14 protein-coding genes are annotated in these 15,087 nt (G+C 71.8%); 6 read left to right on the forward strand and 8 right to left on the reverse strand.

What is annotated here, in order from left to right:
• The first annotated feature begins 57 nt into the window (after positions 1-57).
• Entirely contained in the window at positions 58-930 is an 873-nt protein-coding gene (locus QNA09_RS23365; protein ID WP_010595390.1) for a spermidine synthase, read from the forward strand.
• 5 nt (positions 931-935) lie between these two features.
• Here QNA09_RS23365 and QNA09_RS23370 read toward each other — a convergent pair whose 3' ends face one another.
• A complete protein-coding gene (locus QNA09_RS23370; RefSeq protein WP_119700231.1) occupies positions 936-1,964 on the reverse strand; it encodes a PHP domain-containing protein in 1,029 nt (342 codons plus the stop codon).
• A gap of 39 nt (positions 1,965-2,003) precedes the next feature.
• Between QNA09_RS23370 and QNA09_RS23375 the strand changes: the two genes are divergently transcribed.
• Positions 2,004-2,666 carry a vancomycin high temperature exclusion protein gene (locus QNA09_RS23375; RefSeq protein WP_225223001.1) on the forward strand — a complete coding sequence of 221 codons (663 nt, stop codon included), beginning with the start codon at positions 2,004-2,006 and terminating at the stop codon, positions 2,664-2,666.
• A gap of 9 nt (positions 2,667-2,675) precedes the next feature.
• Positions 2,676-3,347 (forward strand): SDR family oxidoreductase, encoded by a 672-nt coding sequence (locus tag QNA09_RS23380; protein ID WP_119700232.1) that lies wholly within the window; start codon positions 2,676-2,678, stop codon positions 3,345-3,347.
• Between the two features lie 50 nt (positions 3,348-3,397).
• Here the strand turns inward: QNA09_RS23380 and QNA09_RS23385 are convergent, their stop codons facing one another.
• The 5 genes from QNA09_RS23385 to QNA09_RS23405 all read right to left on the reverse strand — a co-directional run bounded on the left by QNA09_RS23385 (position 3,398) and on the right by QNA09_RS23405 (position 8,769).
• Positions 3,398-4,429 carry a DUF6777 domain-containing protein gene (locus QNA09_RS23385; RefSeq protein WP_082061301.1) on the reverse strand — a complete coding sequence of 344 codons (1,032 nt, stop codon included), beginning with the start codon at positions 4,427-4,429 and terminating at the stop codon, positions 3,398-3,400.
• Positions 4,430-4,480: 51 nt separating this feature from the next.
• On the reverse strand, positions 4,481-5,761 hold the full coding sequence (locus QNA09_RS23390) for a hemolysin family protein (protein ID WP_119700352.1): 1,281 nt from the start codon (positions 5,759-5,761) through the stop codon (positions 4,481-4,483).
• 134 nt (positions 5,762-5,895) lie between these two features.
• A complete protein-coding gene (locus QNA09_RS23395) occupies positions 5,896-6,279 on the reverse strand; it encodes a nuclear transport factor 2 family protein (protein WP_017681048.1) in 384 nt (127 codons plus the stop codon).
• Between the two features lie 113 nt (positions 6,280-6,392).
• Positions 6,393-7,406 carry a hemolysin family protein gene (locus QNA09_RS23400; RefSeq protein WP_119700233.1) on the reverse strand — a complete coding sequence of 338 codons (1,014 nt, stop codon included), beginning with the start codon at positions 7,404-7,406 and terminating at the stop codon, positions 6,393-6,395.
• A complete protein-coding gene (locus QNA09_RS23405) occupies positions 7,399-8,769 on the reverse strand; it encodes a hemolysin family protein (RefSeq protein WP_119700234.1) in 1,371 nt (456 codons plus the stop codon). The genes QNA09_RS23400 and QNA09_RS23405 overlap by 8 nt, the downstream gene beginning before the upstream one ends.
• Before the next feature lie 275 nt (positions 8,770-9,044).
• Here QNA09_RS23405 and QNA09_RS23410 point away from each other — a divergent pair, with 275 nt between their 5' ends.
• A complete protein-coding gene (locus QNA09_RS23410) occupies positions 9,045-9,863 on the forward strand; it encodes an alpha/beta hydrolase (protein WP_010595399.1) in 819 nt (272 codons plus the stop codon).
• A gap of 161 nt (positions 9,864-10,024) precedes the next feature.
• On the opposite strand, the gene QNA09_RS23415 is transcribed toward QNA09_RS23410, so the two are convergent.
• The gene (locus QNA09_RS23415; protein WP_010595400.1) at positions 10,025-10,330 is read right to left on the reverse strand and encodes a chorismate mutase; all 306 of its coding nucleotides are present in this window, start codon (positions 10,328-10,330) and stop codon (positions 10,025-10,027) included.
• Positions 10,331-10,381: 51 nt separating this feature from the next.
• Positions 10,382-13,243: a leucine--tRNA ligase gene (gene leuS / locus QNA09_RS23420; RefSeq protein ID WP_029540110.1), complete on the reverse strand. Its 2,862-nt coding sequence runs from the start codon at positions 13,241-13,243 to the stop codon at positions 10,382-10,384.
• A 104-nt stretch (positions 13,244-13,347) separates the two neighbouring features.
• Between leuS and QNA09_RS23425 the strand changes: the two genes are divergently transcribed.
• Both QNA09_RS23425 and QNA09_RS23430 read left to right on the forward strand, forming a co-directional pair.
• A complete protein-coding gene (locus tag QNA09_RS23425) occupies positions 13,348-13,752 on the forward strand; it encodes an SdpI family protein (protein ID WP_010595402.1) in 405 nt (134 codons plus the stop codon).
• A 199-nt stretch (positions 13,753-13,951) separates the two neighbouring features.
• The gene (locus QNA09_RS23430; RefSeq protein WP_119700235.1) at positions 13,952-15,085 is read left to right on the forward strand and encodes a response regulator transcription factor; all 1,134 of its coding nucleotides are present in this window, start codon (positions 13,952-13,954) and stop codon (positions 15,083-15,085) included.
• Positions 15,086-15,087: the final 2 nt, after the last annotated feature.

Below are 15,087 nucleotides of genomic sequence, written 5' to 3' on the forward strand. Positions count from 1 at the left end.
CCCGGACCTGCCGGCCGGGCCCCGACGGTTCCCGGCGGTCCGGCTACCCTCGATGCCATGGGCAGGCAGCGGGAGCGTCGGGCCGCGGCGGGGTCCGGCCGCGGCCCGGCCGAGGGCATCCACGACATCGACACCGGCACCTGTGAACTGGTCAAGGATCGGTACCGGCCCGACGGCTGGGTGCTCGAGGTCAACGGGGTGCCCAGCTCCCACATCGATCTCACCGATCCCACGCTGCTCGAGTTCGAGTACATGCGGTGGATCGCTCACCTGCTCGAATCGCAACGGCCGCACGACGAACGGCTGCGGGTGCTGCACCTCGGTGGTGGGGCCTGCACGATGGCCCGTTATCTCGCCGCCACCTACCCGAACGCACGGCAGGTGGTGGTCGAGATCGACGGGCGCCTGGCCGAACTCGTCCGGGACTGGTTCGACCTGCCCCGCGCCCCGCTGTTGCGGATTCGGGTGGGGGAGGGCCGGGCGGTCCTGGCCTCCCTGACCGACGCGACCCGTGACGTGATCGTCCGCGACGTCTTCGCGGTGAACCGCACGCCCGTCGCGCTGACCACCGTCGAGTTCACCCGCCACGCCCGCCGGGTCCTCGACGCGGGCGGCGTCTACGTCGTCAACTGCGGTGACACCCGCGATCTGACCACCGCCCGGCGGGAGGCAGCCACCATCGGCAGCGTCTTCGAGCACACCGCGATCATCGCCGATCCCGCGATGCTCAAGGGCCGGCGCTACGGCAACATCGTCATCGCCGGCAGCGACGCCCCGCTCGGCGAGTCACCGGCACTCGCCCGCGAACTGCTCGGCGGCGGCGTGCCCGCCCAGGTGTGGACCGACGCGCAGGTCCGCCGGTTCGCCGCCGACGCCCGCGTCCTGCTCGACGCCGAGTGCCGCCCGGGTGGCGAGGTCGCGGCCGGCTGACGTCGTCACCCGGACCGGCCCGCGGTCCAGGCGAGCAGGTCCTCGACGGGCCAGGCGTTGACCACGTCCTCGGGTTCCACCCCGCGTTCGGCGGCACGCTCACAGCCGTACCCGATCCAGTCCAGCTGACCGGGCGCGTGCGCGTCGGTGTCGATCGCGAAGCGGCAGCCGAGATTCAGCGCCAGGTCGATCAGCCGCTCCGGCGGGTCCTGCCGCTCGGGGCGGGCGTTGATTTCCACCGCCGTGCCGTGATCGCGGCACGCCGAGAACACCGACTCGGCGTCGAAGCGCGACTCCGGGCGGGTACCGCGACCGCCCTGCACCAGCCGGCCCGTGCAGTGCCCGAGCACGTCGACGTGCGGATTCTGCACCGCCTTCAACATCCGCTTCGTCATGACCGACCGGTCGGCCCGCAGATTCGAGTGCACGCTCGCCACCACGACGTCGAGTTCGGCCAACAGTCCCTCGTCCTGGTCCAGGGTGCCGTCGTCGAGGATGTCCACCTCGATCCCCGTGAGAATGCGGAAGGGGATGCCGCTGTCGGCGAAGACCCGGTCGAGATCGGCGACGACTCCCAACTGGTTGCGCAGCCGCTCGGCGGTGAGACCGTTGGCCACCTTCAGCCGGGGTGAGTGGTCGGTCAGCGCGCAGTACCGGCGTCCGAGCGCCGCGGCGGTCCGCATCGTCTCGGCGATCGAGCTGCCGCCGTCCGACCAGTCCGAGTGCACGTGGAGATCGCCCTGCAGGGCCTCGAGCAGGCCCGCGCCGCCCCGGCCGATCGGCTCGGCCTCCTCACGCAGTTGCCGCAGGTACGCGGGCACGCCGTCGAAGGCTTCGCGGATCACGGTGGCGGTCTTCGGCCCGACGCCGGACAGAGCCGTCCAACTGTCCGCCCGGCGCCGCGCGGCGCGCTGGTCCGGGTCGAGCCGGGCGACGACGTCGGCGGCGTGACGGTACGCCTTCACGCGGTAGCTCTCGGCGCGGTCGCGTTCGAGCCAGAACGCGACCTCCCGCAGGGCGTCCACCGGGTCCATGCGTCCATTCTCGCCGCGGCGGTCCGTAGCGTGGGGCGCATGCGCACAAATGCGAGGTGGCGACGGACGCTGACCGGAACCGCGATCGGGGTGGCCGGGGGGACGCTGGTGCTGGCCGGCGTCGCGGCCCGGGTCGCGACGCCCGCGGCCGGGCGGTTGTACACCGTCGCCGATGCGCCGGCCGCGCCGGTGGTGATCGTGCCGGGTGCCCGCGTCCGGAACGGATGGCCCATGGCGATGCTGCGCGGACGCCTCGACGTGGCTGTCGCGCTGCTCGCGGACGGCCGCGCCCGCCGCGTGCTCGTCTCGGGCGACGCAGGAGGCCGCTCCGGGGACGAGATCGCGGCGATGACCGACTATCTGGTGGCACACGGCGTGGGGCGGGAAGTGATCGCCACCGACCCGTACGGGCTCGACACGTACGACACCTGTCTGCGCGCCGCGCAGGTCTACGGGGTGCGGACGGCGGTGATCGCCACCCAGGGATTCCATCTGCCGCGGGCCGTCGCGCTGGGGCGGCGGGCGGGGATCGACCTGGCCGGGGTGATCGCGGAGTGCGACTGCCGGCTGCGCACCCGGGTGCGCAACGTGCTGCGTGAGTATGTGCTCTCTCGTCCGAAAGCGCTTGTGGAGATGCATTTTCCGCGCCCTCCGCGGGTGACGGTGGGCGTGGGCGGCGCATCGGCCGGGATCCTCGCCTAGGGTCGTCGCATGCGACCTTCAGCCCTGATCACCGGTGGCAGCCGCGGCGTCGGCGCCGCCATCGCCCGGGAACTCGCCCCCAGTCACGACCTGCTGCTCGGCGGCCGCCGCGCGGAGTCGCTCCGGGCGATCTGCGCGGAGCTCCCGCAGGCGGCACCGTGGCCGGTCGACCTGCTCGACCACGCGGCGGTGGCCGCGGCCTGCTCCGGCATCGACCGGTTGGACGTGCTGGTGCACAGCGCGGGGCTCGCCGAACTCGGGACGATCGCCGGCGGCGGAATCGCGCAGTGGCGGGAGATGTTCGAGGCGAACGTGGTGGCGGTGGTGGAACTGACGCGGCTGCTCCTGCCGGCGCTGCGGGCCGCGAACGGCCATGTCGTGCTGCTCAATTCGGGGGCCGGCCTGAACGCGAGGGCCGGCTGGGGCGCATACGCCGCCAGCAAGTTCGCGTTGCGGGCCTTCGCCGACGTCCTGCGGCAGGAGGAGCCGGCGCTGCGGGTGACGTCGGTGCATCCGGGCCGGATCGACACCGACATGCAGCGTGCGATCGTGGCGAGCGAGGGCCGGACCTACGAACCGGAGCGCTTCCTGAAGGCCTCGACCGTGGCACTGGCGGTGGGGCAGGCCGTTCGGACCCCCGTCGACGCGCACCCGACCGAGATCGTGCTGCGGCCCCGGTAGCCGTCGGCGCCGGACACGACAGCACCGTCGGAACGGCAGCGCCGCCGGCGTCAGAACGGCAGTGGGATCACGACCGGCGCCCCGTTCGGCAGCTGGATGCGGATCTGGGGTGGCGGCGGCGGTGGGGCCGGCGCCGGTACCGGTGCCGGGGGAAGCGGCTCCGGCGCAGGCGGCGGTGGGGGAGGCGGCGGTGGCGGCGGCGGGGGAGGCGGTGGCGGCGGCGGGGGAGGCGGTGGCGGTGGCGGTGGCGGCACCGGAGCCCGCGGCGCGGGCGCCGCGATCTCCGCCTCCGGCGCCGGCGGCGCGGGTGACGGTTCCGGTGCGGGCGGCGGTACCGGGTCGGCGGCCCCGGGCGCCGGCTGCTTGGGACCGGCGCCGATGGGCACCGCCAGCAGATTCCCGGTGGTGACGTCGACGACGGTCAGTTCGCCGACCGGCGCCGCTCCCGGCTGCACGACGAACAACCGTTCCTCGTCGAGGCCGGACCAGCGTTCTCCTTCGATCTCCTGACCCGAGGACAGAACGGGGGAGATCAGGGGACTTCCCGGCGCACACCGCACGCGAGGCACACCGCGGTCGTCGACCAGAACGACGGTTCCGGTCTCGAGGACCGACTGCACGGGCACCGCGCGTCCCCCGCGGTACTCGTGATCGGTGACCCGGGTGTCCGCCCGCAGCAGCACCGGTGTCAGGGTGCGCAGGTATGCGCGGGCGTCGGCGATGTCGAACACGTCGAGCCAGGCTGCCTGCTTGACCGGGTCCTGCTCGAGCGTGCCGGCGAGCCGCTCCCGGTCGCACAGCTCACGTTCGAGGCTGCCGCCGTAGAGGCCGGTCCGGTCTCCGGACACCGTCACCGGACCTCCGTCGGGCACGGGGAGCTCGGCCTGCGGCGCCGGTGGAACGGCGACCGGCACCTGATCCGGCAGGAGCAGGCCGCTCCATGGATGCTCGCCCCGCGATGTCGCCAGGTCCAGGCGAACCAGCTCGGTTCGCGACGGACCGTCCGTGGAGCATCCCCCCACGGCGAGCGCAGTCAGCGCGAGTACCATCCCGAATCCGCGCGCAGCGGTGCCGGCGGCCACCCGCCCATGGTAGGCGCAACCCCTCCGCGCCTCGGGTGGTTTCGGTCGGCTTCAGCCGTCGGACGTCAGGCGGACGCGAGCGATCCGGTGGCCGTCCAGTTCGCTCACGGTGAGGCGGTGACCGTCGAGGGTGATGCTGTCGCCGAGTCGTGGCAGGCGCTGGAGGTGGTGCACCATGCACCCCGCGACGGTCTCGTAGGGGCCCTTCGGCAGCCCGATCCCGGTGTCGCGTTCGAAGTCCTCGACGATCAGCAGACCGTCCACCTGCTGCGTGCCGGCCTGCGCCGGCGCGGACGGGGACGCGGCCTGCCCAGTCGGTTCGAACTCGTCGCCGATCTCGCCGACGATCTCCTCGACGATGTCCTCGAGCGTCGCGATCCCGGCGGTGCCGCCGTACTCGTCGACGACGAGGGCGATCTGGTCGTTGGTGCGTCGCATCAGCGACAGTGTCGCGAGCGCCGGCTTGGAGGCGGGCAGCGCGAGGATGGGACGGCACACGTCCGCGACGGTCGGGGCGGTCGCCGGATCGGCGAGCAGCAGGTCGCGAAGGTGCACGAAGCCCACGACGTCGTCGAGCGACGTGCCGACGACGGGATACCGGCTGTGCGCGCCTGCCAGGGCCTGTTCGCGCGCCGCCGGGAGCGGGGTGTCGGCGGGCAGGAAGTCGACCTCGGTGCGCGGACGCATCACCTCGAGCAACGATCGCTGCCCGGCGTCGAACACCTCGGCGAGCACCGTGCGCTCGTCCTCCGGCACCGCCGAATGGCTGAGCAGCAGATCGCGCAACTCCTCGTGGGTGATCTCCTCGCTCCGGCGCGCCGGGTCGGCTCCCAGCAGCCGGACGAGCCCGTCCGTGGAGACCGACAACAACCAGATCACCGGTCGCATCAGGGTGGCGAAACGGTCCAGGGTCGGTGCGGTCAGCAACGACACCCCGGTGGACCGTTGCAGGGCGATGCGCTTGGGAACGAGTTCCCCGAGGACCAGGGAGAGGTAGGCGATCACCAGGGTGGTGCCGGTCAAGGCGACGGCGCTCGCCGCTGCGGCGGGCAGCCCCCACGACTCGAGCGCCGGGACGAGGTCGGGGGCGATGGCGGAGGCACCGTAGGCGGCGGAGAAGAACCCGGCCACGGTGACGCCGATCTGCACCGCGGACAGGAAGCGGTTGGGATTCTGCGCCAGCTCGGCCGTCCGCCGCCCCCGCCGGCCCCGCTCCTCGAGCGCACGGATCTGGCTCTCACGCAGCGACACCAGCGCCAGCTCGGTGCCGGCGAAGACGCCGCCGATCAGGACGAACACCAGAACCAGGAGGATGTCGGCGAGCGCGGTCATGGCGGCCACCCTGGACCGTGGGCCATGTCGTGTCACCTCATCGGGAGGACGCGGGATACGACTTCCAGTCTAGGAGAGCCCCGGCTGTTCGGGCACCGGCCGCACCTCAGGACGGATGTTCCACGTGAAACAGTTCAGGAGGCGGGGACGGTCTGCATGTCCTCCTGGCTCCAGTAGGCCTTCATGCCGGTGATCCGGGCGTCGTCGTCGAACGTCATGACGTCGATGACCTCCATGACGAGGTCCTGTTCGCCGAGATGGGTGGTCAATCGGAAGAGGAAGGCGGCGTTGCCGCCGGCGATCTTCAGGCTGAGCAGTTCCCCGGTCTGGGTGAGAGGCTCGATCATCGAGTAGAACTCGCGCAGGGACGCCTCGGTGGTGCGCACCTCGGTGCCCACCGGGTCCTCGACCGTGGCTCCGGGAGCGTAGAGGGCGAGCACCTCGTCCGTGGTCCCTTTGGCGACCGACCTGATGTAGGACTCGACGGTGGCGCGGATCGCGGCGGGAGTGGGAGCCATGCGGAAAACCTCCGTTGCTAGAACGCGTTCTAGCAACGGAGGTTAGCAGCGCACGCCGGGACTGGGAATGCCCGGCGGTACCGCCGCCTCGCGGGCACCCGTCCGCACCCGGCTCAGACGCCCGCCTCGGCGGTCGGCAGCAGCCGTTCGAGGACGTCGGCGAGGGTGATCAACCCGACCACCTGTCCGTTGTCGGTGACGGTGGCCAGGTGGTTGCGGGTCTCGCGCATGGTGCGCAGCGCCTCGTACACCGGCACCGTCGCCTCGAGGGTCAGCGCCGGGCGCATCAGCTCGGCGGCGGTGATCCCCGCCGCGGCGTGCAGGCTGTCGCGCACGTGCACCACCCCGTCGATGTGCCCGTTGCCGCGCACGAGCAGACGCAGGTGCCCGGTGCGCCGGGCGGTGTCCTGGATCTGCGCGGCGTCCGCGTCGGGCCGGACACTGCTCGGCCGGGCGTTGGGGCGGACGATGTCGCCGACGGTCAGCGCCTCGAGTTCGAGGGCGCTGGTCAGGTGCCCGTGGTAGCGCTCGTCGAGAGTGCCCACGGTGGCCGAGTGCTCGACCAGGTGCCGCAACGCGTCCGGGTCCTGGCCGGTGCCGACCTGGTCGACCGGGACGACCCCGACCCGCCGCAGGCACCAGTTGGCCAGGTGGTTGAGCTGCACGATGACCGGGCGGGTGACCCACATGAACGCCCGCATCGGGATCGCGAGCAGGGTCGCCGACTTCTCCGGGTGCGCGATCGCCCAGGACTTCGGAGCCATCTCGCCGACCACCAGGTGCAGGAACGTCACGATGATCAGCGCCAGGACGAACCCCGCGACGTCCGCCAGCCACAGCGGCGCACCCCAGTTCTCGAAGGCCGGGGTGAGCCAATGGTGCACGGCGGGCTTGGTCACCGCGCCGAGGGCCAGGGTGCACACGGTGATGCCGAGCTGGGACCCGGCGAGCAGAACCGACAGTTCCGAGGCGCTGCGCAACGCCGCGCGGGCCGAGCGGCTGTGCGGGGCGGCGTCCTCGAGGCGGTGCCGGCGCGCGGCGATGAGCGCGAACTCGACCGCGACGAAGAAGGCACTCGCCGCGATCAGGCCGACCGTCACGGCGAGCACGATCCAGGGGTTACTCATCGTCGCTCACCTCGTGATCGGTCCGTACGGTCACCAGCACCGACGCCGGCACGTGCCGGTCGATCCCACGGACCTCCGCGATCAGCGTCCGCGTCGGGGGCGAGTTCACGTGCGCCAGCTCCGCCGGATCGGGCTCGAGTGGGATCGCGACGGTGTCTCCGACGGTGGGCAGGCCGCCGAATTCGGCGATGACCAGCCCGGCGAGGGTCTCGTAGTCCCCCTCGGGCAGTTCGTGGCCCAGGGTGCGGGCGACCTCGTCGAGGTGCACGTCGCCGCGGATCACCCAGCCCTCACCCTGGCGGGTGATCACCTGCGTCTCGACGGCGGTGTCGTGTTCGTCGGCGATCTCCCCGACGAGTTCCTCGGCCATGTCCTCGACGGTGACGACGCCGGCGAAGCCGCCGTACTCGTCGACCACCAGCGCCATCTCCTCGTGTCCCTCGGTGAGCCGGGCCAGCACGTCCGGCAGCGGCAGGGTGGTGGGCACGATCACCGCGGGCCGGCACACCGTCCCGGCCGTGCCCGTCGCGGTGTCACGCGCGAGCAGATCGTGGAGGTGCACGACTCCGCGCAGATCGTCGGCGGACGCACCGACCACCGGGTACCGGGTGTGCCCCGCGCTCATCTTCGCGAGCACCTGCGTGATCGGTTCCCCGGCCCGGACGTAGTCCACCCGGGCCCGCGGAATCATGGCGTGCTCGGCGGTGCGGGTCGGGAAGTCCAGGATCCGGTCGAGCAGCGTCGACAACTCCTTGGGCAGCTCGCCGGCCTCCCGGGATTCGGCCACGATGTGCTCGAGGTCGCGGACGGTGGCCGAGTGCTCCACGTCGTGCACCGGTTCGATCCGCAGCGCGCGCAGCAGCAGGTTCGACGAGGCGTCGAACAACTTGATCAGCCAGCCGAACAGCCTCAGATACAGCGTGGTCGACAGCGCCAGCCACCGCGCGACCGGCTCGGGCCGGGCGATCGCCAGGTTCTTCGGGAACAGCTCACCGAACACCATCTGCACCACGGTCGAGAACAGCACCGCCAGCACCGTGCCGACCGCCACCCCGACCGCGGTGGGGATCCCGACGCCGCCGAGGAGCTCGCCGAGGCCGCTGCCGATGAGCGGTTCGGCGACGTAGCCGACGAGCAGGCCGGTGACCGTGATGCCCAGCTGAGCGCCGGAGAGCATGAACGAGGTGCGGCGGGTGACCGACAGGGCGCGGGCGGCTGCGGTGTCACCGGCTTCGGCACGCGCCTTCAGCCGGGACCGGTCCACCGCCATGTAGGCGAACTCCTGGGCCACGAAATAGCCGGTCAGGGCCGTGATGGCCAGGACCACGAGGATGCCGAGTGCGATACCGAGGACTGTCAGCACGGTCGGCTCCGGGGGGCGGTGACGGACGGGCCGTCACTCTGGGGCGGGGAGGGTCTTCGAGGTTTGCGCTTGGCGCGTCTCATGGCTCTCTCTGCGATAGACGACGACTTCCTGTCACAGAATACGACGAACCGGGCCGCGGACGAGTTCCCGCCTGCCGCGCCGACCCGGTCACAGCGGCCGGGCCGGAACCCGACACCCGGCGCGGATACCACGCCGGAGCGGTCGGCAGTGCTTGGCTGTCCTGGCACACGGCCACACCCCGAGGAGCCTCGATGAACGAGACCACCACCTTCCCCCTGCCGGGGCATGCCGGCACCCTGGCCGCCCGGTGCTGGGTCCACGACCACCCCCGGTACGTCGTGCTGCTGTGCCACGGCTACGGCGAGCACGCCGGACGCTACGAATACGTGGCCACCCGGCTGGTCGCCGACGGTGCGGTGGTCTACGCCGTCGACCACACAGGGCACGGGCTCAGCGAGGGCGAACGCGTCCTGATCGAGGACTTCGAGCGGGTCGTCGACGACTTCCGCCTGCTCGACGCCACGGCCCGCAGCGATCATCCCGGCCTGCCGGTGGTGCTCGTCGGGCACTCGATGGGCGGGATGATCGCCGCCCGGTACGCGCAGCGCTACGGCTCCGAACTCGCCGCGGTGGTCCTGTCCGGCCCGGTGCTGGGCCGCTGGCCCGCGCTCGAAGCGATGCTCGCGGCAGAGCAGATCCCGGACGCCCCCATCGACCCCGCGACGCTGTCGCGGGACCCGGAGGTGGGCCGTGCGTACGTGGACGACCCACTCGTGTGGCACGGTCCCTTCAAGCGCCCCACCGTCGAGGCGCTGCAACACTGCCTCGACACGATCACCGCCGCGGGCACCGTCGGCGACGTGCCCGTGCTGTGGCTCCACGGCGAGGACGACGGGCTCGTCCCCCTCGGGGGCAGCCGCGAGGGCTGGGCGACGTTCGCCGGCCCGCAGTCGACGTCGAAGGTCTACCCCGGGGCGCGGCACGAGATCTTCAACGAGACCAACCGCGACGAGGTTCTCGACGACGTCGTCGATTTCGTCCACTCACGGATCGCGGCGGGCGGCCGATGAGCACCCGGTCGCGGGCGCCGGCACGTCAGCGCTCGTCCGGCGCCGGTTGCCGGGACGGCGGCCGGGACGTCGCGGAAGGCGGCCGGGCCGCCGGGGACGGCCGCCGCTCGCCGGACGGGTGAGGGCGGTCGGCGGCCCGCTCCGGCGCGACCGGGTCGCCGTCAGGATTCGCCGGCGTGCGCGCGCAGCTCGAGCGCGACGAAGGACTGCACCATCGCCGTGAACACCGCTTCCGCGACAGCGGGGTCTGCTCCCCGCGCGGCCGCCGCCTCGGCCGCGCGCCGGATCACGAGCAGGGCCCGGTCGGGCGCCGCGACCTCCGCCGCGGTGGACTTCAGTTCGGCTGCGCGGCGCACCAGAGCCTCACGCTCACAGAGCAATTCGACCAGTTTCGCGTCGAGTCCGTCGATAGCGGCACGGACGGCCGCGAGGTCGGGAAGAGACCGCTCGGTATCGGGTGCGTTCATGCGCGCATTGTGGCATGCCACGCGGTGCGCTCCCGAGAACGGACCGGTCGACTACCTGACCACGTTCACCATCTTGCCCGGTACGACGATCACCTTCCGGGGTGCCGCGCCCTCGAGGAGGGCGGCGATCTTCTCGTCCGCGAGGGCGGCCGCCTCGATCGCTTCCCGCGCCGCGTCGGCCGGCACGGTGATGCGGCTGCGCACCTTGCCGTTGACCTGGATCGGGTACTCGACCGTGTCCTCGACGAGCCACTTCTCGTCCGCGACGGGGAACGGGCCGTGCGCGAGCGACTCGGTGTGCCCGAGCCGCGACCACAGTTCCTCGGCGAGGTGCGGGGCGACGGGCGCCAGCATGAGCACGAGCGGTTCCACCGCCGTCCGCGGCGCCCCGTCCGGGTACGCCTTGGTGAGGTGGTTGGTGTACTCGATCAGCTTGGCGATGGCAGTGTTGTCGCGCAGGCCCGCGTAGTCGTCGGACACGCCCGCGATCGCCTTGTTGAGGGCACGCCGCGTCTCGTCGGTCGGCTCGGCGTCGGTGACCCGCAGCGTGCCGGCCTCCTCGTCGATCGCGGCCCGCCACACCCGCTGCAGGAACCGCTGCGCACCGACGACGTCCTTGGTCGCCCACGGCCGGGACTGGTCCAGCGGGCCCATCGACATCTCGTACACCCGCAGCGTGTCGGCGCCGTAGTCGTCGCAGATCTGGTCCGGCCCGACGGAGTTCTTCAGGGACTTGCCCATCTTGCCGTACTCGCGGTGCACCTCCTCGCCCCGGTAGAGGAACTTCCCGTCGCGCTCCTCGACCTCCTCGGCCGGCACGTACACGCCACGCGAATCGGTGTAGGCGTACGCCTGGATGTAGCCCTGGTTGAACAGGCGCCGGTACGGCTCGGACGAGGTGACGTAGCCGAGGTCGAACAGCACCTTGTGCCAGAACCGCGCGTACAGCAGGTGCAGCACGGCGTGCTCGACACCGCCGACGTACAGGTCGACCCCGCCGGGGTCGTGCGGGCCGTGGATCTGCGGACGCGGACCGGTCCAGTACGCCTCGTTCTCCTTGGCGCAGAACTCGTCGCTGTTCGTCGGGTCGATGTAGCGGAGCTGGTACCACGAGCTGCCGGCCCACTGCGGCATCACGTTGGTGTCGCGGGTGTAGTGCTGCAGCCCGTCACCGAGGTCGAGCTCGACGTTCACCCACTCCTCGGCCTTGGCCAGCGGCGGCGACGGCTCCGAACTCGCGTCCTCGGGATCGAACGACACCGGCGCGTAGTCCTCGACGTCCGGAAGTTCCACCGGCAGAGCCGACTCCGGCAGGGCGTGCGGGTTGCCGTCGGCGTCGTAGACGATGGGGAACGGCTCGCCCCAGTACCGCTGCCGCGCGAACAGCCAGTCCCGCAGCTTGTACTGGATGGTGCCGGTGCCCGCGCCGGACTCCTCGAGCCTCGCGATGATCGCCTTCTTCGCGTCGGCGACGCTCAGCCCGTTCAGCTCGCCGGAATTCACGAGCGTTCCGTCGCCGGTGTACGCCTCCTGCGAGATATCACCGCCCGCAATCACTTCCACGATCGGCAGGCCGAACGCGGTGGCGAACTCCCAGTCGCGCTGATCGTGACCGGGCACGGCCATGATCGCGCCCGTGCCGTACCCGGTGAGCACGTAGTCCGCGATGAACACCGGCAGCGACTGCCCGTTCACCGGGTTGACGGCGTAGGCGCCGACGAAGACGCCGGTCTTCTCCTTGCTCTCCTGCCGCTCGAGATCCGACTTCGCGGCGATCGACGCCCGGTAAGCGGCGACGGCCTCGGCCGGGGTGGCGGCGCCACCGGTCCAGCGCTCGTCGACCCCCTCCGGCCACGCACCGGCGACGATCTCGTCGACGAGCGCGTGCTCGGGCGCCAGCGTGACGTAGGTGGCACCGAACAGGGTGTCGGGGCGGGTGGTGAACACCTCGATGTCGCGGCCGGTCTCCGCATCGCCGGCGCCCCGCACCGCGAACTTCACCTGCGCTCCGTGCGAGCGCCCGATCCAGTTGCGCTGCATGGTCTTGACCTTCTCGGGCCAGTCCAGGTACTCGAGGTCGTCGATGAGACGGTCGGAGTAGGCGGTGATCCGCATCATCCACTGCTGCAGGTGCTTGCGGAACACCGGGAAGTTGCCGCGCTCGGAGCGGCCGTCGGCGGTGACCTCCTCGTTGGCCAGCACCGTGCCCAGACCCGGGCACCAGTTGACGAGGGAATCCGAGCGGTACACCAGCCGGTACTCGTCGAGGGCGGCGAGCCGCTCGGCCTTCGACAGCGACGCCCAGTCGCGTCCGTCCGCGAGCGTGCGGGTGCCGGCGTCGAGTTCGGCGGCGAGCTCGTCGATGCGGCGCGCCCGGTTCTGCTCCGGGTCGTACCAGGCGTTGTAGATCGTCAGGAAGATCCACTGGGTCCAGTGGTAGAAGTCGACGTCCGTCGTGGCGACCGAGCGCCGCTCGTCGTGGCCCAGCCCCAGCCGGCGCAGCTGCCGCTGCATGTTCTCGATGTTGGCCTCGGTCGTGGTGCGCGGGTGCGTGCCGGTCTGCACCGCGTACTGCTCGGCCGGCAGTCCGAACGCGTCGTAGCCGAGCGTGTGCAGGACGTTGTGCCCCAGCATGCGGTGGTACCGGGCGTAGACGTCGGTGGCGATGTAGCCGAGCGGATGCCCGACGTGCAGGCCGGACCCCGACGGGTAGGGGAACATGTCCTGCACGAACAGCTTGTCCTCGGGGACGTCGCCGGCGAGCGGGCCGACCGGATTCGGCGCGTTGAACGTGCCACGCTCGCGCCACTGATCCTGCCACCGCTGCTCGATCCGGCCGGCGAGATCGGCGGTGTATCGGTGCTGCGGGGTGGCGTCGGACGACGAGGTGGAGGGCTGCACAGGACGAGTCACGGTGGTCGCTATCTACTTGGCTGACGTCGGTTACCTCCGACCAGGGTAGAGCGTGGCCTGCCCCGGCCCGACCAGCGGCTGCGTCTCCCACGTATCCTCGAGGGGTGTTGATCGTCGCCCTCGTACTGTTCGTGCTCGCTCTCGTCGTCGCCGGGGTCGCCGTCGCGGGTCTGACCGGACGGCTGCCGCGCAACCGGTGGGCGGGTGTGCGTACCGCGGAGGCCCTGCGCGACGAGGAGACGTTCGCCCTGGCCAACAAGGTCGCGGCTCCCAGTCAGCTCGGTGCGGCGGGCCTGCTCGTCCTCGGCGGCGTGGGCGCGCTCACGCTCGACACGGTCCCGGGCCTGATCGCCGTCGTGGGTGCCGGTATCGCCGCCTTCTTCACCGCCGGTGTCGGCGGTTCCATCGGTGCCCGCGTCGCGGCAGCCAGCGCTCCGGCCGAGACCGCCGGCTGCGGCACGTCGTGCGGGGCGTGCAGCCTGCGCGGCGCCTGCGAGCCGACCGCCTGAGCGAACCCCCACCGCCCGAGCGCAGCGGCGGGCGCGACGTCACCGCCCGAGCGCAGCGGCGGGCGCATTGTCACCGCCCGAGCGCAGCGGCGGGCGCGACGTCACCGCCCGAGCGCAGCGGCGGGCGCATTGTCACCGCCCGAGCGCAGGAATCTGCGGGAGGGTTCCCGAGCGCGCGTTCGGACGCGATACTGACAGGGTGACCCCGGCACTGGCCGGCGCCCGATTGAGGTCCACGATCCGCGATGCGGCCGCCGCGGCGACGGACTCGACCGAGTTCCGGGAGGTCGTCCTGGACGCGATCCGCGCCCGGGTGCCCTACGACGGTGTCTGCCTGGCCACCATCGATCCCGCCGTGCTGATCCCCACCGCGCTGACGACTCGCGGTTACGAGACACCGCGGGTGTACGCGACGGCCCTGGAACTCGAGTACGGTCCCGATCCGGAGCCGAGCCGCTTCGGCTCGCTGGTGGGGCGGGCGGTCCCCATCCGCACCCTCCGGGAGGTGACGGGCGACCATGTGACGAGCAGCCGCCACTACGCCGACCTGCTCGCGCCGAGCGGCCTGCACGACGAAGTCCGCATGCTCTTCCGCGGTCGCGACGGCGCGTGCTGGGGCGCGTGCACGATGGCCAGGCGGCCGGGTTCTGAGTTCGCCGACGAGGAACTCGACACTCTGGGCGCTGTCCTCGTCGACATCGGGGAAGGGTTGCGCACCACGTTGTTCCGTAGCAGCGCGCATGTCCCGGCCCCGGGCCCGGACGGCCCGGCGGTGGCGATCGTCGGACCCGACGACGAGTTCGAGTCGGTCACCGCTTCCGCCCTCGAGTACTTCGAACGACTCGGCTGGGGCCCGCGCGGCAATCCCGAGACCGGTGCGCCCGCGGTGTCTGCAGCATTGTGGCTGCGGCGCTCGGGGGCGGATGCCACCGTCCTGCGGGCCCGTACCCTCGACGGGGAATGGCTCGTGATCCGCGTCGGACGATTCGACAGCGAGCATCCGCCCCGGCGGGTGCTGATGACCGTGGAACGGGCGCAGCTACCCGAGATCGTCACCCTGGTGGCGGCGGCACACGGACTGACGCGGCGTGAATCCGAGGTTCTCGCCTTGCTTCTCGCCGGCAAGACCCGTCACGAGATCGCCCGCTCGCTGGGCATCAGCCCGTACACCGTGCAGGACCATCTGAAGGCGGTGTTCGCCAAGACCGGCGTCAACAGCCGCGCGACCCTGGTCGCCAAGCTCGCACAAACCGAGTACGTGCCCCGTCTGGGCACCCCCGTCGGCGCCGACGGCTTCTTCGAGCAGCCGCAGCAGCCGGACCCGGTGAACTGAAG

Origin of the sequence: Rhodococcus sp. AH-ZY2, assembly GCF_030916465.1 — a bacterium.
Taxonomy (GTDB): Bacteria; Actinomycetota; Actinomycetes; order Mycobacteriales; family Mycobacteriaceae; genus Rhodococcus; species Rhodococcus ruber.

What these genes read in the sequence shown, in the direction of transcription:
- QNA09_RS23365 (WP_010595390.1), top strand. Translation starts at nt 58, where the DNA reads ATGGGCAGGCAGCGGGAGCGTCGGGCCGCGGCGGGGTCCGGCCGCGGC.
- QNA09_RS23370 (WP_119700231.1), bottom strand. Translation starts at nt 1,964, where the DNA reads ATGGACCCGGTGGACGCCCTGCGGGAGGTCGCGTTCTGGCTCGAACGC.
- QNA09_RS23375 (WP_225223001.1), top strand. Translation starts at nt 2,004, where the DNA reads ATGCGCACAAATGCGAGGTGGCGACGGACGCTGACCGGAACCGCGATC.
- QNA09_RS23380 (WP_119700232.1), top strand. Translation starts at nt 2,676, where the DNA reads ATGCGACCTTCAGCCCTGATCACCGGTGGCAGCCGCGGCGTCGGCGCC.
- QNA09_RS23390 (WP_119700352.1), bottom strand. Translation starts at nt 5,761, where the DNA reads ATGACCGCGCTCGCCGACATCCTCCTGGTTCTGGTGTTCGTCCTGATC.
- QNA09_RS23395 (WP_017681048.1), bottom strand. Translation starts at nt 6,279, where the DNA reads ATGGCTCCCACTCCCGCCGCGATCCGCGCCACCGTCGAGTCCTACATC.
- QNA09_RS23400 (WP_119700233.1), bottom strand. Translation starts at nt 7,406, where the DNA reads ATGAGTAACCCCTGGATCGTGCTCGCCGTGACGGTCGGCCTGATCGCG.
- QNA09_RS23410 (WP_010595399.1), top strand. Translation starts at nt 9,045, where the DNA reads ATGAACGAGACCACCACCTTCCCCCTGCCGGGGCATGCCGGCACCCTG.
- QNA09_RS23415 (WP_010595400.1), bottom strand. Translation starts at nt 10,330, where the DNA reads ATGAACGCACCCGATACCGAGCGGTCTCTTCCCGACCTCGCGGCCGTC.